Genomic DNA, 20,919 nt, shown 5'->3' on the forward strand with positions numbered 1-20,919 from the left:
CTTCAAAACGACGGGGACGGCGGTGCGAGCTCGTCCCTGAACGCGTCTTCCAGCCAAAGCATCCACAAGGTTATCCACCGCCTGTGTGCAAATAAGGCCGAATTCTCAGGGTTTGGTGAAAACCTGTGGATAACTTGTCCTCACGGTAGCCAATCCGCCACGGTGAGGCAAAATTCGTTGCCATCTTGTGCGCGTGTCCTGCCCAATCCAGGTGAATTCTTGTGCAGAATCGATCCTTTGGGGACTTCGAGTTTGACCCACAGAGGTCGAAGCCGTAGTTTTAATCAGTTGACCCCAGCCCGAGGGCTACCTCACTCTTTCCCGGCCGCTTGTTTTGGCCTGCGGAGATTTAACACGTGGAGACAAAACTATGAGCAAGAGAACGTTCCAGCCGAACAACCGCCGTCGCGCCAAGGTGCACGGCTTCCGCCTTCGCATGCGCACCCGCGCCGGCCGCGCGATTCTCGGTGCTCGCCGTCGTAAGGGTCGCATCGAACTTTCCGCTTAAGCACTCTCGTGCTCGCGGGGGCCAATCGCATCACCAGCGGTGACGACTACAAGATGGTCGTTCGTCGTGGTGTGCGGGTCGTTGGCCCACACCTGGTTGCCTACCTGCGCCGGAACCCCGATGGGGAGCCGGTGCGGTTCGGTTTCATCGTGGCGAAGAACGTGGGGAACGCCGTCAGGCGCAATCGTGTTCGTCGGCGCCTGAAAGCAGCCAGTTTCTCCCTACTGCCGTCGGTGCGCCCGGGCACGGATGTCGTCATCCGCGCCCTGCCATCGGCGAACGATGTCTCCTGGCCCGAGTTGTATTCGGAGGTCGAGGGCGCGCTGGCGAAATACCAGCGTCAACCCGGGACCCCTCGAATCGACGCGGCGCCGAACCCCGTGAATCGATGAACGTCGATGAATAGGGCGATCGCGACCGTCGTTCTGCTCCCCCGTAATGGCGGAGTGGTTCTGCTACGCGCGTACCGGGCCGTGATTTCACCGCTGTATGGCGATGTATGCCGGTACTATCCCTCTTGTTCGGCCTACGCACTCGGGGCCGTTCAGGAACACGGCCTCGTGGTCGGATCGGCCCTGGCCGCCCGCAGGCTTGCTCGGTGTCATCCGTGGGCCGAAGGTGGGATCGATGACGTTCCCCTGAAGCGAAAGCGTCGCTACACGGTGACGTCGTTTGGATTTGTTGTCGCACCGAGCCACGGAAAGGGCTGACCCAAAGTATGGACCTCCTAGGTACGATTCTCTGGCCTCTGAAATGGGGAGTCGAGCTTCTGCTCGTTGCCTTCCACTGGTTGTTCACCAACTTCGGAATGGGCACCAACGACGGCATCACCTGGGTGCTGTCCATTGTGGGCCTCGTCCTGGTCGTGCGCGCCGCCCTGATCCCCATCTTCGTCAAGCAGATCAAGAGCCAGCGCAAGATGCTCGAGGTCGCGCCTCAGCTCAAGAAGATCCAGGACAAGTACAAGGGCAAGAAGGACCAGTTCTCTCGTGAGGCCATGTCCCGCGAGACCATGGAGCTCTACAAGCGCACCGGCACGAATCCGCTCAGCTCGTGCCTGCCCCTGCTGCTGCAGATGCCGATCTTCTTCGCCCTGTTCTCGGTGCTGAATGACGCTCAGCGCAGCCAGGCCGGAGTCGGCCCGCTGGACAGTTCGCTGGCCAAGAGCTTCGGCAGTGCCACCCTGTTCGGTGACGCACCCCTGCACGATTCCTTCGCCACCCAGTGGACCGCGATGATCGCGGGAAACTCGTTCAACCTGGCGGTCATGATCATCGCGGCCACCATGGTCGTCCTGATGACGGCCTCGCAGTTCATCACCCAGCTCCAGATCGTGTCCAAGAATATGTCGCCGGAGACCAAGGCGAGCCCGATGTTCAAGCAGCAGCGCATCATGCTCTACCTGCTTCCCCTGGTCTTCGCCTTCTCCGGTGTGGCGTTCCCGCTCGGGGTCATGTTCTACTGGCTGACATCCAACATCTGGACGATGATCCAGCAGTTCCTGGTGATCCGCAACATGCCGACGCCCGGAAGCGAGGCGGCCAAGGCTCGTGAGGAGCGGCTTGCCCGCAAGGGTAAGCTCATCGCCACCGACGGTGACGTTATCGTGGTCGAAGAGCCCAAGAAGCCGCAGCGCCAGCAGCCGATCGCCAAGAGTCGTGCCAAGAAGCAAACCGGCCCCAAGAAGTAGTAGAGAGCGAAGACCAACGTGACTGAGAACACTGACGTGATCGCCGCGGATGCCCCGGCCGACGACTCCCCCACCCTCGACCAGCTCGAGAAGGAAGGGGACATCGCCGCCGACTACATCGAGGAATTCCTCGACATTTGCGACCTCGACGGTGACATCGACATCGATGCCCGCAACGGGAGGGCCTACCTCTCCGTGCAGGCGACGGATGCCGACAACCTCAGGCTGCTCTCGAAGCCGGACACCGTGAACGCGCTCCAGGAGCTCACTCGGCTGGCCGTGCAGAACAAGACCGGTTCGTTCTCCCGGTTGATCCTCGACATCGGCGGATCGCGTGATGCCCGGCAGGCCGAATTGGCCTCCCTGGTGGCCCGCGCGATCGAGCGCATCCAGGGTGGGGCGGCCGAGGCATCCCTGCCGGCGATGTCGTCCTACGAACGCAAGCTCGTTCACGACCTGGTCTCCGAGGCCGGTTTCGTCTCCGAGTCCAAGGGTGAGGGCCGCGACCGCCACACGGTCATCTCCGCCTCCTGACGACAGCCGAAACTGTGACTGAGATCCTTGAGGCCGAGCCGGCCGTCGCCGCCGATCTCTTCGGGGAACGCATTGATGTCGCCCGCGCCTTCGCCCGTAACCTCGCCGACCAGGGCGAGGAACGCGGACTGATCGGGCCACTCGAGCTTCCACGGCTCTGGAGCCGTCACATCCTCAACTGCGCGATCGTCGCTCCCCTGCTGCGTCCCGGCCTGGTCGGCGACGTCGGCTCGGGGGCCGGGCTGCCGGGTCTGGTCTTGGCCATCGCCCGGCCGGACGTGTCCTTCGTGCTGATCGAACCGATGGAGCGGCGGGTTGCCTGGCTGACCGAACAGGTTGCCGCGCTTGGCCTGGACAACACGACAGTGACCCGGGCGCGGGCCGAAGATGTGCGTCTCCCCCAGCGCCTCGACCAGGTCACCGCGCGGGCGGTGAGCGCGTTCCGCACCCTGATTCCCCTCACTGCTCCCCTGCTTCGGCCGGGTGGAGAGCTGGTGCTGATGAAGGGCGCGGGTGCCCAGGGCGAGATCGATGCCGCAGTGAAGGCCATCCGCACGTATCATCTCGGCAATGTGGAGGTAATCACCCTCGGCGAGGGCGTGCTTCCGGACGTCACAAGGGTCATTAGGGCTACAGTTGATTAGTCCCCGAATTTCCGCCTGAGCGACATTTACGGGCAGAATCGGGGCCTCTGGATGGCTCATTAACCGTCGACTGCAAAGGTTTCACGTGAAACATCCTGGCGAAAACCAGCAAGGCACCAAGACCGCCCCAGGGTTCGACGACACCACTCCCCTGGCGCGCGAGATCTCCGAGCTGACTCGTCGTCGACAGGTGATCGCGGCCGAGCAACTGCCGAAGCCCGAGCAGACCCGCGTGATCACCATCTCGAACCAGAAGGGCGGGGTGGGCAAGACCACGACCGCAGTGAACCTCGCGGCGGCGCTCTCCCGGCAGGGCGCCCGTGTGCTGGTGATCGACCTCGACCCCCAGGGCAATGCGTCAACGGCACTCGGCGTCGAGCATCGGGCAGAGACTCCCAGCGTCTACGACGTCATCGTCAACGACATGGATCTGGCTGCCGTCGTTCAGGAGAGCCCCGAAGTCGGTTCCCTGTATTGCGTGCCCGCAACCATCCACCTTGCCGGCGCCGAAATCGAGCTCGTCTCCCTCGTGGCCAGGGAACAACGGCTCAGCCGCGCCCTCGCGGTGCACCTGAAGACGATGGACGATCCCTATGACTACGTCTTCATCGACTGCCCGCCCTCGTTGGGTCTCCTCACGATCAACGCCTTCGTGGCCGCGCAGGAGGTGCTCATTCCGATCCAGTGCGAGTACTACGCGCTCGAGGGGCTCAGCCAGCTCCTCAAGAACATTGAACTGATCGAAAAGCACCTGAACCCGGACCTGACCGTGTCGACGATTCTGCTCACGATGTACGACAGCCGCACCAACCTGGCCAACCAGGTGGCGCAGGATGTGCGGGATCATTTCCCGAATCAGGTGCTGGATACCCTGATTCCCCGCTCCGTGCGCGTTTCTGAGGCCCCGAGCTACGGCCAGAGTGTCATCAGTTACGACCTGAACTCCGCCGGATCACTCTCCTACCTCGAAGCAGCAGCGGAAATCGCCCGACGGGGCGCCCCCCAGACAGGAGAACGACTCTAATGGCGAAGAGAACAGGCCTCGGCCGCGGCATCGGCGCACTGATCCCCACTCAAGATGACCCGACCCTGGCCCGACCGGTCGACGTGTTCTTCCCGTACTCCGAAGCACTTCGTCCGGTGGAGACGGTGCAGTCGCAGGATCTCCTCCCCGTGCCGGGGGCGCGTCTGGCCCACCTGGATCCCGCGAACATCGTGCCGAACGCGCAGCAGCCCCGGAGTGTCTTCGACGAGAGTGACCTGGCCGAACTCGTTCACAGCATCCGCGAGGTGGGCGTTCTGCAGCCGATCGTGGTGCGGCCGATCCCGGAGTTGCCGGGCAAGTACGAACTAGTCATGGGCGAGCGCAGGCTCCGCGCCACCAAAGAGGTCGGGCTCGACACGATCCCGGCCATCGTACGCGAGACCGCGGATGTCGACATGCTGCGCGACGCGCTGCTGGAGAACCTGCACCGTGCGCAGCTCAACCCTCTCGAGGAAGCATCGGCCTATCAGCAGTTGCTTGCCGATTTCGGCATCACCCAGGATGAACTCGCGCTCAAGATCGGCCGCTCGCGACCACAGATCACGAACACCATCCGTCTGTTGAAGCTGCCGGAGCCGGTGCAGCTTCGCGTCGCCGCCGGAGTTCTCACGGCCGGTCACGCCCGGGCCATTCTCTCGGTCGGTGACCCAGAGGGAATGCTGAGGCTCGCCGACAAGATCGTCAACGAGGACTTGTCCGTTCGTGCAGCCGAGGCGGCCGCCACGGCGGAGCCTCGCCCCACGAAGACGAAGCCGGCAGCCGGCCGTCGCCAGGGGCACCTTGATGAGATCGCCGAGCACCTCGGTGATCGCCTCGACACCCGGGTGAAGATTCATCTGGGCGCACGAAAAGGCCAGATCACAGTGGATTTTGCGACAATCGGAGACCTGAACCGCATCCTGGGCGTCATCGGCGAACCGGGCTTCGGCGCGAGCTGAGCGTCCTGGCACCCTGACCGATCTGGTCGTCCGCCGGTTGGGTATCCCCCTTGGTGGGGCATCGGTTGCCTCTGGGCAACCGGGCAGTCGTCGCACGGTGCATCGTCCTCTGATGCTGGGCTGCTCTGGTCTCCCGCTCCCGTTCCTGATGCCACTCCCCCACCCATCCACTTCCCCACCCATCCACTCCCCCACCTCCTCTCCCCGTGTCTGCGGCAGTGCGCTGTGGCTGTTGGCCTGTGAATCCGTCACTGCGTTTCACGTGAAACATGGTTGGTGGTGCGCGGGGGCACCGGTGTCATCGATCCGTGGCGTGACCTTGGGATCAGGGTCCCGCCAGCCCATTCCGAAGGACCCCGCGTGGTCGAGACGGCCCGCCTGAGGGCGCAGTGCCCGCAACTCCTCCTGCGTCTGGGGATCAGGGTCTGCAACGGCGTGGGACCCATGGTGTGACTGGACTTGTAACCCACGGCTCCGGGGCCTGAAGCCGGTGACCGGCAGCCCGGTAGTCAGGAGCGCGCTCGGATAGGGGCCGGCGAGCGGCACGAACCTCGGTGTTCGCGACGGAGCATCGTCCCGTGGCCCGGTCGCCCGCGGAAACGGTCCTGTCGTCCGCGTCCGACGGGCGGCGATCGCTCTACCGTTGGCTGGCCGTGTCGGTGTTGATCCGCGGAGGCGACCCGGGAGCCCGTGGTCGCGCCTCCCGGGTGGACGCAGGCGAGGTGACCGAGGGGAAACGGGGTGACCCGCGAGCATGGATCTCTGCCGAGGGGGTGAAGTTGTCCGTGCGCGACTGGGCAGTTGGCTGGAGAATTGTGATTCGCTGGGGAGCTGTTGTCCGGCCGGGTCGCTTCGTGGACGGGTGTTGTTCTTTGTGGCGACGGCGGGGTGCTTGCCTGCGCTGCGGAACACATTGGTTGTTCGGTGGAGTCCCGGAACTGTCCGTTTTCTCCTCGTCGACAAACTCCGCGTGTCCGTGCGGGCGTGGATCAGGAAGCTGCCGTCTGTGAACGAGTGAAGCCATCGGATATCCGGCCGGCCAGGGTGGCGATCACGGGTGAGCTGCGGGTGACGATGACGGGGGTGTCTTCCCCGCCGCTGGACAGCGGCCTGGCGTCCACGCTGGTGGATCCGTGCGGTTGGCCAGGGTAGCTCCTGCTGTACGCAGAGGGTGCACACGTGACTGCGCCGTCGAAGCCGTGCGCACCGGCCCTGCCGCCCGGAGATGTTGCAGCATTTGCGGGATCAACCCAGTGTCCACTGTCGAATGCGGACACCGGTGGATCGTGGCGGTGCTGAGGAGCCGCGTGTGGGCGGTCGAGCGTTCTCATGACCCCTGGGCTGTCCACCTCCAGTTGCTCACTCGTGATGGATTGTTGCGACGAGACCTGTGACCCGGGGCCGCTATTCGGGCCTGCCCTGGCCGCGACAGGGACGGCCGTTCCCGGCCCATCCGATCGGCTGGGGCAGCCAGGGAATGCGGGCGGCGGCCCCGCCTGGCTGGCGAATAGCTGAGGACTGAGTTCACGGACCATGAATCCGGGTACTCGCTGTGATGTTTCACGTGAAACATGACCATACTCGTGCTCGATCGGAGAACGAAAGTGATGAGGAATGTCGCCAATGGCTCTGCTTCGGCCGAATCCTGAGGGCCTGGTCCCGCCGGGATTCCCACGCGACAGCGGTCACTCCCCCGGACTGTGCCCCTGCGTTCTCGGGGGTTTCCCCCGGGCGCGTGTGGAGGCAATTTGGCAAGAGCCGGATCAGGCCACACCGTCCTCGTCGTGGGGCCGAGAGGTTCCTGTTGCCGTACCCTTGCCATTTCTGCGTTGGCGGCAGTGCCTGGCGCTGAGCCGCTTCAGCACTCCCACCGACCCTGAATTCACGCTGTGTCGGCCTTGCGGGAAGGCGGGTCTGACACCGCGGGCGGCACCTCGGTGCCTGCGTTCCCGGTTGCCCCGCCGGTATCGGCACCCCACTCCCCCCGGCGATGGAGGACCGGTGGTTGCCAGGGACGCGGCCGCACGCGTCCTGTCGGTGCCCACGGTGTGATCAGAGGGTGTGGGGTGGGATCGGGGCCAGCGTGCGGGCTTGGCAGCGCGCTGCAGGTCATCGTGTTGTGAAGGCATCCACGGGGACTGCAGGGCGCCAGGGCTGTCCCCGGCCCCGCCCGGGCCGCCCCAACGACTGATCAGGGTGGGGACCCGGGTACTGGGCAGGAACATGTTTCACCTGAAAGTCCGGGTTGAGTGAGGGCAACGGAAGGGCAGCCGGGGCCGGGGCGCGCCACTGTCGACCTGGGTCAATAGAACTTCTGGGTCGCCGGATCGGGATCAAGACGGAGGTGAGGTCGGCACCAGTGCCGGGGGCCAGGACGTCATGGATGTCCAACAGGGTCAGGTCGGGGGATCGATGAGGTGGTGGTGGTTGCCGTTCATTGGCGCAGCGAGGTCCGACCGCGGGGTCCGACCGCGGGGACTGGCGATACCAACGCGGACTACTCGCAGAGCGTCGCGCCCGCGAGCGTCAAGCGGACGCTCGCTTCCCTCGGCTGCGCGCCTCGTCCCCGATCATCCTCCGCATGGCGATGATCAGTTCATCTGGTGGCCCCCTGATCCGGCCATGTTCTTCGACGGACATGCTCCCAAAGCCGTCATATGGTGTGGAGGGCATCTCACTTCGTCCAGATTGGCCAGCGTGCGGGTGACGGATCGCCGGAATCAAGAATTGTGGGTAATGCTCAATCCTTGGCCGTTTTGAGCCGAAATATGGCCCGAATATGGTCCGAGCGGAATTTCTGAACGCGCCTTAGGATCGATCCTGACGACGTGAAAAGGCCCGTTTCGAGGGCTCCGTCACGCTCTTTCGCGTGAACGGTGAGCCATGGTGGACGGGACGGCCTCGACCCCCGCCGATGAGCGTCAATGTTTCACGTGAAACCAATCGATGGTCCTTGGTCTTCAGTTCTTGGCGAGTGCCGCCTGGGCAAGGGCTTCGTAGACCGCGCCGAGGGACTGCCCCGATGCCTCGATCGATTGCGGCACGAGGCTGGTCTCCGTCAGTCCGGGAAGAACGTTGGCCTCGAGGAACCAGGGGGTGCCGTCGTCGTCGACGATGAGGTCGATTCGGGAGATGTGTCGGAGGCCGAGGAGAGTGTGCACCGCCACGGCGGTCTCGGCGACCCGGGCGGCTATCTCAGGAGAGATCCGGGCGGGAGCGTAGAAGAGGGTGTCGCCGGCGTTGTACCTGGCCTCGAAGCTGTAGGCCCCGACGAGGGGAACGATTTCCACGGCCGGCAGCGCGGCCGGTCCGTCGCCTGTGTCGATGACGGTGACGGCGAGTTCGGTGCCGTTGACCTTCTCTTCCACGACTGCGACGGAGGCGTAGGTGTACGCGTCGACCATCGCGCGAGGAAGCTCAGCCGACGTCTCGACAATGGTGACTCCCTGGGCTGAACCGCCCTCCGCCGGCTTGACGACCAGTGGAGTGGGCAGCGAAGAAAGGACGTGTTCGAGCACGCTCGCGGCACCGAGATCACGGAACGTCTCCTTGGACAGGGCGATCCAGTCGGGTGTCGGGAAACCGGCCCGCCGGACGAGTTCCTTAGCCGTCGGTTTGGACCACGCGAGTGCCGCAGGTCCGCCTCGCGAACCGACGTGAGGTATTCCGGTCGTCTCGAGGAGAGCGAGGAGAGCGCCGTCTTCGCCGGTCGCACCGTGCACGACCGGCCAGATCACGTCGGGGTGGCGATGGGTGATGTCGGCGAGCAGACCGGCCTGCGGGTCGAGTAACGTCACGGTGTGTCCCCGGCTCGTGAGGGCGTCCGCAACCCGCCGTCCCGAACGTAGTGAGACGTCGCGTTCGTGCGAGATCCCGCCGGCGAGGACGATGATATCAAGTGCCGCTAATTCGCTCATGATCAGGGTTTTTCCTTGCTCTGGCCGGGGGGTCTTGGTCTAGGAGATGTCGGGTGGCGGCGAACTGAACCGCGAGTTCTCCCGGAGCGGATTCAATGATCCGGTCCCCGCGAAGGTGTCGAGCAGGTCGAGTTCGTCGCGGATCACGGTGGCCAGGCGACGTATGCCAATTCGGATATGTTCCGGTGTCGGATAGCAGAAGGATAGGCGCATATTCTGGCGACCGTCGCCGTCCGCGAAGAAGGCCGTGCCCGGCGTGTACGCGACGAGTTCCTTGACAGCCCGCGGGAGCATGGCCTTCGAGTCGAGGCGGTCGGGGAGGGTCACCCAGACGTAGAAGCCGCCGTTCGGATTGGTCCAGGTCAACTCGGGCAGGTACTCGTCCAGCGCGCTGAGCAGGGCGTTCTTCCGCTCGTGGTACACGCCCCGGAAGGTGTTGATCTGGCCCCTCCAGTCGGCGCTGGAGAGGTACTCGGAGATCACGAGCTGGCTGAAGGAACTCGGCGAGAGCACCGCGGCCTCATTGGCGAGCACGAGCTTCTCGCGGATGGCGTGGGGCGCGAGCGCCCAGCCCACGCGGAAGCCGGGGGCGAGGGTCTTGGAAAAGGTCCCCAGGTAGACGACGCCGTCCTGTTCGAGGGAACGCATCGCATCCGGGGCCGGCTGGTCGAAGTAGAGCAGGCCGTAGGGGTTGTCTTCGAGCACGAGGATGTCGTTCCGGCGGCAGATCTCCAGGATCTCGACCCGACGGGCCCAACTCAGGGTCACGCCGGCCGGATTGTGGAAGTTGGGGATCGTGTACAGGAACTTGATGCTCTTACCGGCGGCCCGGACGCTGAGGATGTGCTCCCGCAGTGCCTCCGGGATGAGGCCGTGCTCGTCCATGGGGACATGGTCGACCTCGGCCTGGTACGACTTGAAGATGACCATGGCGGTGACGTAGCTGGGACCCTCGGACAGCACGACGTCACCGGGGTCGAGGAAGAGTTTGCTGACGAGCTCCAGGGCGTGCTGGGAGCCGGTCGTGACGACCACGTCATCGGCGTGGGCCCGGATGCCTTCCAGCGCCATCACGTCGAGGATCTGCTCACGAAGCACAGGAACTCCCTGACCAGAGCCGTATTGCAGGGCCGTCGGACCCTGTTCGCGCATGACGCGGCCCATGGCGTTGATCACGAGGTCTGGCGGCAAGGCCGCAACGAACGGCATGCCGCCGGCGAGGGAGACCACCTCGGGGCGGGAGGCCACGGCGAAGAGGGCCCTGACCTCGGAGGCGCGCAGCCCCGCGGCTCGCTCGGCGTAGTGGTGGTACCACGGATCGAGATTGTTGCCGGTCTGGGGTGAACCCTGTCCTGTCACGTCACTTCCGTTCTGGTGTGGCTTCAATCGTAGGCGGTGTCACGCGGGGGCCGGTCCTCATGGCGCCTTCCCGCGAGCGTACAGGGCCACGCGGGGCAAGCCGGCGGCCCGGGCATGACAAGACCCGCCCGGCTGCTGCCGGGCGGGTCTTCAGGCGGGTCGGCCGGACGGCCGATGAGAGGCCTAGGCCAGGTATGCGGCCAGGTCGGCCACGAGGGCGACCTTGGGCTTGGCGCCGATGACGGTCTTGACGACCTCACCCTTCTGGAACACCTTCATCGCGGGGATGGAGGTGATCTGGTACTTCGCGGCCAGGGCCGGGAAGTCGTCGACGTTGAGCTTGACGATGTCGATCTTGTCGGCGTTCTCACTCGCGATCTGGTCGAGGATCGGGCTGACGGCGCGACACGGGCCACACCACTCGGCCCAGAAGTCGACCAGAACGGTCTTTTCGTTGTTGATGACTTCCTGGTCGAAAGTCGCGTCGGTAACGGCGCGTGCAGACATGTATTTGCTCCTTAGTTGGTGACTGTTGCGAGTTCGGCCTCGCCGGCGTCAGCCAGCAGGTCCGCGGGAAGGGAGGCGAGGTAGTGCTCGGCGTCGAGCGCGGCGACGGTGCCCGACGCGGCGGCCGTCACGGCCTGGCGGTAGGTCGGGTCGATGACGTCGCCGGCGGCGAAGACGCCGGTCTGGCTGGTCTTGGAGGAGCGGCCGGCGACGGCGATGGTGCCCTCGGGGGTCAGGTCGAGCTGCGCGTGCACGAGGTGTGTGCGCGGGTCATTTCCGATGGCGACGAAGACGCCGCCGACCGGGAGACTGGTCTCCTCCCCGGACACGGTGTCACGCAGGCGCAAACCGTCGACGGCCTCGGCGCCGGTGATGCCGACGACCGCGGAGTTCCAGACGAATTCGATCTTCGGGTTGGCGAACGCCCGCTCCTGCATGATCTTCGAGGCACGGAGCGTGTCCTTGCGGTGCACGACATAGACCTTGCTGGCGAACCGGGTCAGGAAGGTGGCTTCCTCCATGGCGGAGTCGCCGCCGCCGATCACGGCGATGGTCTTCTCCTTGAAGAAGAACCCGTCGCAGGTGGCACACCAGGACACCCCGCGACCGGACAGACGCTCTTCGTCGGGCAGGCCGAGCTTGCGGTACGCGGAACCGGTGGCGAAGATCACGGCCAGGGCCTCGTGGGTCACGCCGGAACCGAGGGTGACGGTCTTGGTCGGGCCGGTGAGGTCGAGTTCGGTGACGTCGTCGTAGACGACCTCGGTGCCGAAGCGTTCGGCCTGCTCCTGCATCTTGGCCATCAGCTCCGGACCCTGGATGCCGTCGGGGAACCCGGGGAAGTTCTCGACCTCGGTCGTGTTCATCAGTTCACCGCCGGCCTCGACGGAACTGGCGATCAGCAGCGGCTTCAGGTTGGCGCGTGCGGCGTAGATGGCGGCCGTGAATCCGGCCGGTCCTGAGCCGATGATGATGATCTGGCGCACGCGGGGAACTCCTTCGATTTGGGGGGCAGGACAGTGGTGACTTGCCTCGCTGCCGGGTACAACACATCCTAATCGGATGCTATTCCGCGCCCCGGCTGCGTCCACAGCGCACACACAGCCGGGCGGGGGGACGACCGGCGCTCACGCGCGGTCAGCGCCGGAGACGGGCGAAGACCGGGCTGAGGAAGCCGCGCAGTTCGTCGCTGCGCATCAACAGGAGCAGCCCGAAGTAGACGACCGCCATCGACGCGCCGATGACCAGCATCGTGGCAATGGCCTGCGCCTTGCCCGACAGGGCGAAGCCGTCCTCCTGCGTGCCGCCGAGAACGACGAGCAGTACGAGGCCGATCACGATCGGGGGCAGCGCCGCCACGAGGTACTTGACCAGGCTGCGGACGATGCGGCTGCCGTCGATCCCGCCGAGCCGCCGGCGCAGCAGCCAGGCGGCCAACCCGGCCTGGGCGATCCCGGACACCGTGACCGTGAGCGCGATGCCCGCCGCGATCCACGCGCTCGGCAGGAGGGCGCAGGCGAGCACTCCGGTGATGACGAGGACCACCTGGAACAGGGTGAAGAAGAACGGCGTGCGGGTGTCGCCGAGCGCGTAGAACGTGCGCTGGATGACGAAGAGGACGCAGAAGGCGACCAGTCCGATCACGTAGGCGACGATCACGTTGCCGATGCCCTGCACCTGGCCGAACCGGGAGACGAAGACCGCGGCGAACGGGTAGGCGCAGACGGCGATCACGGCAGAGGCCAGCACGATGATCAGGGTCGTTCCGCGGATGGCGGATGAGGCATCCGTGCGCACCAGGTCGAGCTTGCCGACCGCAGCGTGCTCGCTCATCCGGGTGAAGTAGGCCGTGGCGACCGAGACGGTGATCACCGAATGCGGCAGCATGAAGATCAGCCAGGCGGTGTTCAGCACGGCGACGGATGCGTCGGTGTCGCCGGCCAGCGTGACCACTCGTGTCTCGACTATGCCGGCGACGGTGGTCAGCAGCAGCATCCCGAAGGTCCAGCTCGCCATCTTGCCTGCCGCACCGAGGCCGACCCCGCGGAAGTGGAAGTCCGGACGGAAGCGCAGTCCGATCCGGTGCCAGAAGTAGAACAGCACGACTGCCTGCAGCACCACGCCGAGAGTGGCGCTTCCTGCCAGAACGGCGATCATCACGGGGGTGAACTCGCCGGCCTGGCGCACGCCGTCCGGGTCGGCGCCGTAGAGCGCGGCGAACACGACCAGGCCGGCGATCGCGATGACGTTGTTGAGCACGGGCACCCAGGTGAACGGGCCGAACGACTTGCGGGCGTTGAGCACCTCGCCCAGCACCGTGTACAGCCCGTAGAAGAAGATCTGCGGGAGGCACCAGAACGCGAAGGCGGTGGCCAGTGCCAGCGCCCCGGGCTTCATATTCGGCGCGTAGAGAAGGGTCAGGACCGGGGCGAGCGCCGTGGCGACGACGGTCGTGACGCCGACGATCACGAGGGCGAGGGTGACGAGCTTGTTGATGTACGCCGTGCCGCCGTCGGCGTGCAGGCTCGCCCGCACAATCTGGGGCACCAGCACCGCCGTGAGCACTCCGCCGGCGACGATCACGTAAACGGTGTTCGGCAGCTGGTTGGCGACGGCGAACGCGTTGGTGCTCTGGCCGACCTGGCCGATCACACCGGCGAGCACGATCAGTTTGATGAAACCGAGGATGCGGGACACGATCGTGCCCGAGGCCAGGAACGCGCTCGCGCGCCCGATGCTGCCGGTCTTAGGCATTCGGATCCGTTCCGGCCGTGTTCGAGGACGCCGGGGGAGCGGCGGTGGCGTTCGGGTCGGTGGACGTGTCGGGCTCGTCACGTTCCCGGCGGCGGCGCAGGATGTTGCGCCACACGCCGAAGCCGAAGAACAACACGACGGCGGCGGCGAAGATGAGCGACCCCAGGCCCTCCCAATCGGCCCGCACATTGATCGGGATGAGGGCCGGCTGGTCGATCATGGTGCCGGCCGGGGTGAACAGGGTCACCCGGAGGGTCACCGTGCCGTTCCCGACCGCCGAGGTCACGGGCACCAGCACGGTCCGGGCGGACTGTGCTTCGATCGTGGACTCGACGTCACTGCCGACCAGGAGGCGCCCGTTCGAGGGGACAACCTGCACGCGCACGGTGACGGCCTGGCCCAGCGTGTTGTCGAGCGTGACGGGGATGTCCACCTTGCTGCCGAGGACGTTGATCGGACCCTTGGTCGAGACCGAGACGGAACGCAGCAGGGCGGAGGAATCGACCAGGTTGGTGCCGACGGCATCCCGCCAGCTACCCGGCTGGGAAGCCCACGAGTTCGACAGCAGTGACAGCAGGATGAGTCGGTGTTCGGCGGTCACCGGCAGTGGGGTGGTCAGGGCCGAGGAGAACGCCGCCACGTCGGCCTCGCGCACGAGCAGTCGCTTGGCGAGTTCGGTGCGCTCGGCCGGTTCGGTGCGGCCCTCGAACGTGACGTCGGTGGTGGTGGTGGCGCGTGCGGCGGCCAGAGTGGCCGGGGCGTGCCAGCTGAGCGCCGCGAGGGCGTCGAGCGTCTGGCTGAGTCGGGCGGCGCTCGGCGGCCAGCCCCGGTCGAAGGTGGCGAGCAGGGTGCGCATCGTGCCGGGCTTCTCAGCCGAGACCACCGCGAGTTGCGAGCCCACCTCTGCCATGGCCTCACGCCACGCGTCGTCGGACGTCGATGCGGCGGCCGTGCGCAGCGCCTTCGAGAGCGGATCGTCCATGACGAGCCCGGTGCCGGCGCCGGCACCGAGGGCGACGGCGGTGTTCGGGGTGATGTCACTGTCGGACTGGCTCGCGTTGCTGCCGGACAGGATGGTCGTGCCCAGACCGCCGGCCGCGAAGATCGGCAGGTCCGCGGCGGCAACGGAACCCTCGTGCGGCCACCCGATGTCGGTCGCGGTGTAGTTCCAGGCGAGCAGTTGTTCGGTGGTCGGGGCGGCTCCGCCGACCGGCCCGGCCGGCGCGGTGGGGGTGCCGGACGGGACCGGAGTGCTGGAGGCTGCCGGAGGCGCGGTTGCTGTCGCCGTCGGGGTCGGCGTTCCTGTCGCGGTGGGGGTGGTGAAGAGGGTGGGGTCGATCGCCTGGTCGAATGAGGTGGGCGCCAGGAGGGTCGCGGCGCCGGCCTGGGTCTGCAGGGAGAGATCCGCATCTGCATAGCTGAGCGGGAATATCTCGTTTTTCGCCTGGGTCAGCCGTTCGAGCCAGGCGGTCGCGCTGGGTGGTGCCGAACTGCCCAGGACTCGGATGGAGACGATGATCTGAGGGTCGATGGCGATGGCGACCGGCCGATCGATCACGCCCTCGAGCTGGCGGGTGAGCACACCCGTCGGGCTGGTGAACGTTTCGAGCGCCTTCTCGGGGATCAGGCCTGTCGTCTGTTCCGGTGCGGCGATCGGCATGACCACGGCGACGTTCACCGGGGTCAGTTCCTCGTCCGAATACCAGACGAAGGTTCCCCGGCCCTGGGCCAACACGTCGCCGTTGTCGGTCAGGGTGACCGCGATCCCGCGGGCACCCCAGGCGTTCCCGGTGGTGAGGCCGACGGCGTCGGCGGGAACCGTGACGGTGATGATCTCGGTGCTGTCCGGCTGCACGGGAGCCTTCGTCGCCTCGCTCTTCATCAGGTCGCCCGGCTTCCCCGTCTTCTCCGGGCGGAGCCAGCTGTTGAGGGCGGAACGGCTGGTCAACGCGCGTTCGGCGAGATAGAGGTCGATCGTGCCGGGGGCGATCGGGTCGGCGGTCCCGTTCTTGATGGTGACCGTGAGGTAGAGGTCCTCCCCGGCGTGCAGCGGCTTCAGCGAAACCGGGGCAACGGCGACGCTCACCGAATTCGTTGGGACGGCACTGGCCGAGACGGGTGAGCGGTCGGTGGAACCGCCGGCCGGGACGGCGGAGGCGGCGAGCGGCGCGGCCCCGGCCAGCACGAGGGCGAGAACGGCGCCGAGCAGGGTCCGGACCGGGCGACGGCGACCGGCGCGCGATTCCGGGAGCGCGGGCCGACGCGCAGGAATTGAGTCGGCCACCATGTAGGGGATTCTACGGCGTGCAGGCTGGGATATCCGGCCCGGGGCGGGCGGCGACGCGCCCAGCAACTAACATGGGGGTCATGCAGAGCGTCGCGACAGCCCTCACCCGGCTGGGCGACCTGGCTGCCACTCCCCCGGTTTCGGCCCTGGCACAGGCGTTTGCGGCGGCAGGCCATGAGCTTGCCCTGGTCGGCGGACCGGTCCGGGATGCGTTCCTCGATCGAGCGATCAACGACCTCGACTTCACCACGGATGCCACCCCGGATCAGATCCTCGAGATCGTGAAGCCGATCTCAGACGCCCAGTGGGACATCGGCCGGGCCTTTGGCACCATCGGGGCCAGGGTCGCCGGCGAGACCGTCGAGATCACCACCTACCGGGCGGACAGCTACGACGGTCAGACCCGCAAGCCCGAGGTCGTCTTCGGCCTGAGCCTCGAGGACGATCTTCTCCGCCGCGACTTCACCGTGAACGCCCTGGCCCTCCGCCTGCCCGGCCTCACCCTCGTCGACCCGGCGAACGGAATCGACGACTTGCTCGCCGGAGTCCTGCGCACCCCGATCTCGCCCGAGGTGTCCTTCGGCGACGACCCGCTGCGGATGATGCGGGCCGCCAGGTTCACGGCCCAGCTGGGCTTCCGCCTCGACCTCGACACCGCGGTGGCGATGGAGGCGATGGCCGACAGCATCCGCAACATCTCGGCCGAACGGGTCTGCGAGGAACTGTCCAAGCTGCTGCGCTCCGACAGCCCGCACGTCGGCCTGGAGCTGCTGGTCGAGTCCGGCCTCTTCGACCGGGTGCTGCCCGAGATCCCCGCGCTGCGGCTGGAGGTCGACGAGCACCACCATCACAAGGACGTCTACCAGCACACGCTCACCGTGCTCGACCAGGCGATCGGCTATGAGAAGTCCCGCGGCGGTTTCGACGGGCCCGACCTGATCGTTCGGTTGGCAGCGCTCCTGCACGACATCGGAAAGCCGGCCACCCGCAAGCTCGAGCCGGGCGGCGTGGTCAGTTTCTACCATCACGACCTGGTCGGCTCGAAGCTGGCCAAGAAGCGACTGCGCGCCCTGCGCTTCGACAATGACACCATCGCCGCCGTCTCCAAGCTGATCGAACTGCACCTGCGATTCTTCGGCTACAGCGAGGGAGCCTGGACCGACTCGGCGGTGCGCCGTTACGTGCGGGATGCCGGCGACCAGCTCGAACGCCTGCACATCCTGACCCGCGCCGACGTGACCACCAGGAACCGGCGCAAGGCCGACCGCCTGGGCTTCGCCTACGACGACCTCGAGCAGAGGATCCGCGAGCTCGCCGAGCAGGAGGAGATGGCCGCGGTGCGCCCGGACCTCGACGGGGAACAGATCATGGCGGTTCTCGGCGTGCGCCCGGGTCGCGAGGTGGGCGACGCCTACCGGTACCTGCTCGAACAGCGCCTCGATGACGGGCCGCTGGGCGAGGAAGAGGCAACGCGCCGGTTGCAGGTCTGGTGGGCAGGGCGTGGCGAGTAGCCGCCGGAGAAGTCACCCCGGCATCCGTCGACGCAACACGGTCACCGGCTATGCGCTGCTCGCGCCCAGCCTGTTCGGTGTCGTCTGTTTCATGCTGCTGCCCGTACTGGTGGTCGTGTGGCTCAGCTTCCAGAGCTGGGACCTGATCGGCCCGATCAGCTTCGTCGGCCTGGACAACTACCGCTCGGTGCTCTCGGACGGCGTGTTCGGCAATTCCCTGCTCGTGACCATCCTGTTCGTGGCCCTCGTGGTTCCGATCCAGACCCTGATCGGGCTGGGCGCGGCCTCGCTGCTCACCAGGGACCTGCCCGGCTCCGGGTGGTTCCGCACCATCTACGTGCTGCCGTGGATCTGCGCCCCGCTCGCCCTCGGCGTGGTCTGGAAGTGGATCCTCGCGCCCACGGATGGCGCACTGAACACCCTGGTCGGGGCCAGAATCGAATGGCTGAGCGACCCCGCACTCGCCCTGCCGACCGTGGCCGCTGTCGTGATCTGGACCAACGTCGGCTACGTCACCCTGTTCTTCATGGCGGGGCTGCTCAACATCCCTGAGCAGATCCTGGAGGCGGCGCGGATCGATGGCGCCGGGCCGGTGGCTCTGTTCTGGCAGATCAAGATCCCGCTGCTCCGCCCCACCATGTTCTTCGTGCTCGTCACCACCGTGATCTCCGCCTTCCAGGTGTTCGACCAGGTCTATGCGCTGACCCAGGGCGGCCCCGCCCACACGACGGATGTCGTCGCCGCCCGGATCTACTACGAGGCGTTCAGCGCATTCGACCTGGGCCGTGCCGCCGTGATGGCGGTCGTGCTGCTCGTCATCCTGGTCGTCATCACCCTCGCGCAGCAGCTCTACTTCCGCCGGAGGGTCACCTATGAAATGGACTAGGACGGCAGGCATCTACCTGGTGCTCGGCCTCGGGGCCGCGTTCACCCTGGCCCCCTTCCTGCTGAGCATCCTCACCGCCTTCAAGACCCGGGAGCAGTTCGCCGGGCAGTCCGTGCTGGCCTGGCCGGACCCGTTCACCGTCGACAACATCGCGCGGGTCCTGGCCGGACCGGCCGAGTTCGGACGTGCCGTGGTGGTCACCCTGCTCGCGGCCGTGCTCATCCTGATCGGCCAGCTGGTCTGCTCAATCCTCGCCGCCTACGCGTTCGCCCGGGTGGATTTCCGGGGCCGCCAGGTATTGTTCTGGGTCTACCTGTCGACGCTGATGATCCCGCCGGTGGTGCTGATCATCCCGCTTTACCTGATGATGACGCAGGCCGGGCTCCGCAACTCGTTCTGGAGCCTCGTGCTGCCGTTCGCGTTCGCATCGCCCTACGCGGTTTTCCTCCTACGAGAGTATTTCCGCGGCATCCCGCAGGAGCTGATCGACGCGGCCCGGCTCGACGGGGCGAACACCCTCGACGTGCTGGTGGAGATCGTCGTGCCGTTGTCGAAGCCGATCATCGCGACCCTGACCCTGATCACAATCGTCAGCCACTGGAACAGCTTCATGTGGCCGCTCGTCGTCACCACCGGCCCGCAGTGGCGGGTGGTCACCGTGGCGACGGCATCCCTGCAGAGCCAGTTCAACGGCAACTGGACCCTCGTGATGGCCGCGACCACGCTGGCCCTGGTGCCCCTGCTCGTGCTGTTCCTCGTCTTCCAGCGGCAGTTCGTGCGTTCCATCACCATCTCCGGATTTAAGTAGGCTTAGGGCTTCCCGGCTTCGACCGGACTCCCCCGAAGGACACTAATGCCCAAGCGTTCAACAGTCATTGCCGCCAGCGCGCTTGCCGCGGTACTCGTCATCGCCGGGGCTGTGACGGCACTGACCGTCGGCGGCCAGGCCTCCGCCGCGAAGACGACAGTGACCGTGCGGCTGTGGGATGACCAGGTCGCCAAGGCGTACGAGGCATCCTTCGCCGCCTTCGAGAAGAAGAACCCGGACATCGACGTGACGGTGACCGTGATCCCCTGGGCCGACTACTGGACGAAACTGCGCACCGACGTGGCGGGCAAGAACGTCGACGACGTCTTCTGGGTTGACGGCGGCGACTACCCGGCCTACGCCGACGCCGGAGCGCTGCTGAACATCGACAAGGCGCTGGGCGCGGATGCCGCGGCCGCCTGGTCCCCGGCCGTCGTCAAGCAGTACACCCGGGACGGTGTGCTCTGGGGGGTGCCGCAGCTCGCCGACCCCGGCATCGCCGTGTACTACAACGCCGACCTGCTCGCGGAGGCCGGCCTGACTCCGGCCGACATCGCGGACCTCCACTGGGACCCGACCGGCGCCGCAGACACGCTGCTGCCGACCCTGAAGAAGCTGACGAAGGACACGAACGGGACCACGGCCGACAACCCCGGCTTCGACGGCACCAGCCTGGCCCAGTACGGCTACAACGCCGGCTACGACCTGCAGGCCATGCTGCTGAACTATGTCGCCTCCGGCGGGGCGACCTTCCAGGACGGCGAGGAGTACTCCTTCGCCTCCCCGAAGGGGACCGCGGCGTTCCAGTACCTCGTCGACCTGATCAACACCGCTCATGTGGCGCCGTCGGCGGCGGACACGAACACCAACGGCGACTTCAGCCGCGACCAGTTCCTCCAGGGCAAGATGGCGCTGTTCCAGAGCGGCGTCTACAACCTCGCCAACGTCAACGACGGCGCCTCCTTCGCCTGGGGCGTCACCCGGCTCCCGGCCGGTCCGGCCGGAGCGATCAGCGGCGTGGACGGCATCGTGGCCGCCGGCAGCACCTCCTCCGCCCATCCCGCCGAGACCAAGCGGGTGCTCGAGTGGCTCGGCAGTGCCCGGGGATCGAGCTACATCGGAGCCAACGGGTCCGCGTCCCCGGCCGTCACGGCCGCCCAGGCCGACTACACCGCCTACTGGACCGCCAAGAAGGTGGACATCAGAGCGTTCTACGACGTGCTCGAGAACGGCTCCGCCCCCGCCATCACGGGCGGCGGCTGGCCCGCCGCCGACAACGCGATGCGACCGCTCCTGCAGGAGGTCTTCCTCGGCCGCACCCCCGTCGCCGAGGGTGTGAAGGCCGCGCAGGACGCCGCCAACGCCGCCGTGGCGAAGTAGGCGCAGCGGGCCGGCACGGCGGCGCCACGTCGACCGGCTCGGGCGCGGCTCGGGCGCGACTCGGCCCCAGCTCGCCGACAGAGACCTTTTCGGTCGAGCCTGACCGGTACGCCCGTCGGGCTCGACCGAAACGGTAGAACTCGACGCCAGG

The 20,919-nt window shown here is 66.6% G+C and carries 18 protein-coding genes; 12 read left to right on the forward strand and 6 right to left on the reverse strand.

The annotated features are described in order from the left end of the window. Positions 1-370: 370 nt before the first annotated feature. The 8 genes from rpmH to E3O48_RS15875 all read left to right on the forward strand — a co-directional run bounded on the left by rpmH (position 371) and on the right by E3O48_RS15875 (position 5,359). Positions 371-508 carry a 50S ribosomal protein L34 gene (rpmH, locus tag E3O48_RS15840; RefSeq protein ID WP_134507576.1) on the forward strand — a complete coding sequence of 46 codons (138 nt, stop codon included), beginning with the start codon at positions 371-373 and terminating at the stop codon, positions 506-508. A gap of 8 nt (positions 509-516) precedes the next feature. Beyond that, a complete protein-coding gene (gene rnpA / locus E3O48_RS15845; protein ID WP_134540340.1) occupies positions 517-900 on the forward strand; it encodes a ribonuclease P protein component in 384 nt (127 codons plus the stop codon). A gap of 6 nt (positions 901-906) precedes the next feature. Continuing rightward, complete coding sequence (gene yidD / locus E3O48_RS15850; RefSeq protein WP_134507578.1) at positions 907-1,218, forward strand: membrane protein insertion efficiency factor YidD; 312 nt, start codon at positions 907-909, stop codon at positions 1,216-1,218. An 8-nt stretch (positions 1,219-1,226) separates the two neighbouring features. Next, positions 1,227-2,198 (forward strand): membrane protein insertase YidC, encoded by a 972-nt coding sequence (yidC, locus tag E3O48_RS15855; protein ID WP_134540343.1) that lies wholly within the window; start codon positions 1,227-1,229, stop codon positions 2,196-2,198. Positions 2,199-2,216: 18 nt separating this feature from the next. Further along, entirely contained in the window at positions 2,217-2,732 is a 516-nt protein-coding gene (locus E3O48_RS15860) for a R3H domain-containing nucleic acid-binding protein (RefSeq protein WP_134540346.1), read from the forward strand. A gap of 14 nt (positions 2,733-2,746) precedes the next feature. Then, positions 2,747-3,376 (forward strand): 16S rRNA (guanine(527)-N(7))-methyltransferase RsmG, encoded by a 630-nt coding sequence (gene rsmG, locus E3O48_RS15865; RefSeq protein WP_134540349.1) that lies wholly within the window; start codon positions 2,747-2,749, stop codon positions 3,374-3,376. An 85-nt stretch (positions 3,377-3,461) separates the two neighbouring features. Continuing rightward, positions 3,462-4,400, forward strand: a complete 939-nt coding sequence (locus E3O48_RS15870) for a ParA family protein (RefSeq protein ID WP_134507582.1) — start codon at positions 3,462-3,464, stop codon at positions 4,398-4,400. Further along, positions 4,400-5,359, forward strand: coding sequence for a ParB/RepB/Spo0J family partition protein (locus E3O48_RS15875; RefSeq protein WP_134540352.1), 960 nt, complete (start codon positions 4,400-4,402; stop codon positions 5,357-5,359). Before E3O48_RS15870 ends, E3O48_RS15875 begins: the two co-directional genes overlap by 1 nt. Positions 5,360-8,319: 2,960 nt before the next feature. Here the strand turns inward: E3O48_RS15875 and E3O48_RS15880 are convergent. From E3O48_RS15880 to E3O48_RS15905, 6 genes are all read right to left on the reverse strand, one after another. After that, complete coding sequence (locus E3O48_RS15880; protein WP_134540355.1) at positions 8,320-9,276, reverse strand: D-alanine--D-alanine ligase; 957 nt, start codon at positions 9,274-9,276, stop codon at positions 8,320-8,322. Positions 9,277-9,315: 39 nt separating this feature from the next. Beyond that, on the reverse strand, positions 9,316-10,635 hold the full coding sequence (locus E3O48_RS15885) for a PLP-dependent aminotransferase family protein (RefSeq protein WP_134540358.1): 1,320 nt from the start codon (positions 10,633-10,635) through the stop codon (positions 9,316-9,318). Positions 10,636-10,818: 183 nt separating this feature from the next. Further along, entirely contained in the window at positions 10,819-11,142 is a 324-nt protein-coding gene (gene trxA, locus E3O48_RS15890; RefSeq protein ID WP_134507586.1) for a thioredoxin, read from the reverse strand. Between the two features lie 11 nt (positions 11,143-11,153). Then, positions 11,154-12,128, reverse strand: coding sequence for a thioredoxin-disulfide reductase (gene trxB, locus E3O48_RS15895; protein ID WP_134507587.1), 975 nt, complete (start codon positions 12,126-12,128; stop codon positions 11,154-11,156). A 151-nt stretch (positions 12,129-12,279) separates the two neighbouring features. After that, the gene (gene murJ, locus E3O48_RS15900; protein WP_134507588.1) at positions 12,280-13,896 is read right to left on the reverse strand and encodes a murein biosynthesis integral membrane protein MurJ; all 1,617 of its coding nucleotides are present in this window, start codon (positions 13,894-13,896) and stop codon (positions 12,280-12,282) included. Next, entirely contained in the window at positions 13,889-16,183 is a 2,295-nt protein-coding gene (locus tag E3O48_RS15905; RefSeq protein ID WP_134540361.1) for a DUF6049 family protein, read from the reverse strand. The genes murJ and E3O48_RS15905 overlap by 8 nt, the downstream gene beginning before the upstream one ends. Positions 16,184-16,263: 80 nt before the next feature. On the opposite strand from E3O48_RS15905, the gene E3O48_RS15910 reads away from it, so the two are divergent. From E3O48_RS15910 to E3O48_RS15925, 4 genes are read left to right on the forward strand one after another with little or no spacing between them, the layout of a single operon-like run. Further along, on the forward strand, positions 16,264-17,694 hold the full coding sequence (locus tag E3O48_RS15910; RefSeq protein WP_134540364.1) for a CCA tRNA nucleotidyltransferase: 1,431 nt from the start codon (positions 16,264-16,266) through the stop codon (positions 17,692-17,694). Then, positions 17,684-18,580 carry a carbohydrate ABC transporter permease gene (locus tag E3O48_RS15915; protein WP_241974613.1) on the forward strand — a complete coding sequence of 299 codons (897 nt, stop codon included), beginning with the start codon at positions 17,684-17,686 and terminating at the stop codon, positions 18,578-18,580. Before E3O48_RS15910 ends, E3O48_RS15915 begins: the two co-directional genes overlap by 11 nt. After that, the gene (locus E3O48_RS15920; protein ID WP_134540367.1) at positions 18,567-19,388 is read left to right on the forward strand and encodes a carbohydrate ABC transporter permease; all 822 of its coding nucleotides are present in this window, start codon (positions 18,567-18,569) and stop codon (positions 19,386-19,388) included. Before E3O48_RS15915 ends, E3O48_RS15920 begins: the two co-directional genes overlap by 14 nt. Before the next feature lie 45 nt (positions 19,389-19,433). After that, positions 19,434-20,768: a sugar ABC transporter substrate-binding protein gene (locus E3O48_RS15925; protein WP_134540370.1), complete on the forward strand. Its 1,335-nt coding sequence runs from the start codon at positions 19,434-19,436 to the stop codon at positions 20,766-20,768. Positions 20,769-20,919 lie beyond the last annotated feature (151 nt).

The sequence above is a fragment of the Cryobacterium sp. HLT2-28 genome, assembly GCF_004402495.1.
GTDB classification, from domain to species: Bacteria; Actinomycetota; Actinomycetes; order Actinomycetales; family Microbacteriaceae; genus Cryobacterium; species Cryobacterium mannosilyticum.

Coding starts and splice junctions, on each gene's coding strand:
- yidC (WP_134540343.1), top strand. CDS start 1,227: ATGGACCTCCTAGGTACGATTCTCTGGCCTCTGAAATGGGGAGTCGAG.
- yidD (WP_134507578.1), top strand. CDS start 907: ATGAATAGGGCGATCGCGACCGTCGTTCTGCTCCCCCGTAATGGCGGA.
- rpmH (WP_134507576.1), top strand. CDS start 371: ATGAGCAAGAGAACGTTCCAGCCGAACAACCGCCGTCGCGCCAAGGTG.
- E3O48_RS15880 (WP_134540355.1), bottom strand. CDS start 9,276: ATGAGCGAATTAGCGGCACTTGATATCATCGTCCTCGCCGGCGGGATC.
- E3O48_RS15925 (WP_134540370.1), top strand. CDS start 19,434: ATGCCCAAGCGTTCAACAGTCATTGCCGCCAGCGCGCTTGCCGCGGTA.
- trxA (WP_134507586.1), bottom strand. CDS start 11,142: ATGTCTGCACGCGCCGTTACCGACGCGACTTTCGACCAGGAAGTCATC.
- murJ (WP_134507588.1), bottom strand. CDS start 13,896: ATGCCTAAGACCGGCAGCATCGGGCGCGCGAGCGCGTTCCTGGCCTCG.
- E3O48_RS15910 (WP_134540364.1), top strand. CDS start 16,264: ATGCAGAGCGTCGCGACAGCCCTCACCCGGCTGGGCGACCTGGCTGCC.
- E3O48_RS15875 (WP_134540352.1), top strand. CDS start 4,400: ATGGCGAAGAGAACAGGCCTCGGCCGCGGCATCGGCGCACTGATCCCC.
- E3O48_RS15905 (WP_134540361.1), bottom strand. CDS start 16,183: ATGGTGGCCGACTCAATTCCTGCGCGTCGGCCCGCGCTCCCGGAATCG.
- E3O48_RS15920 (WP_134540367.1), top strand. CDS start 18,567: ATGAAATGGACTAGGACGGCAGGCATCTACCTGGTGCTCGGCCTCGGG.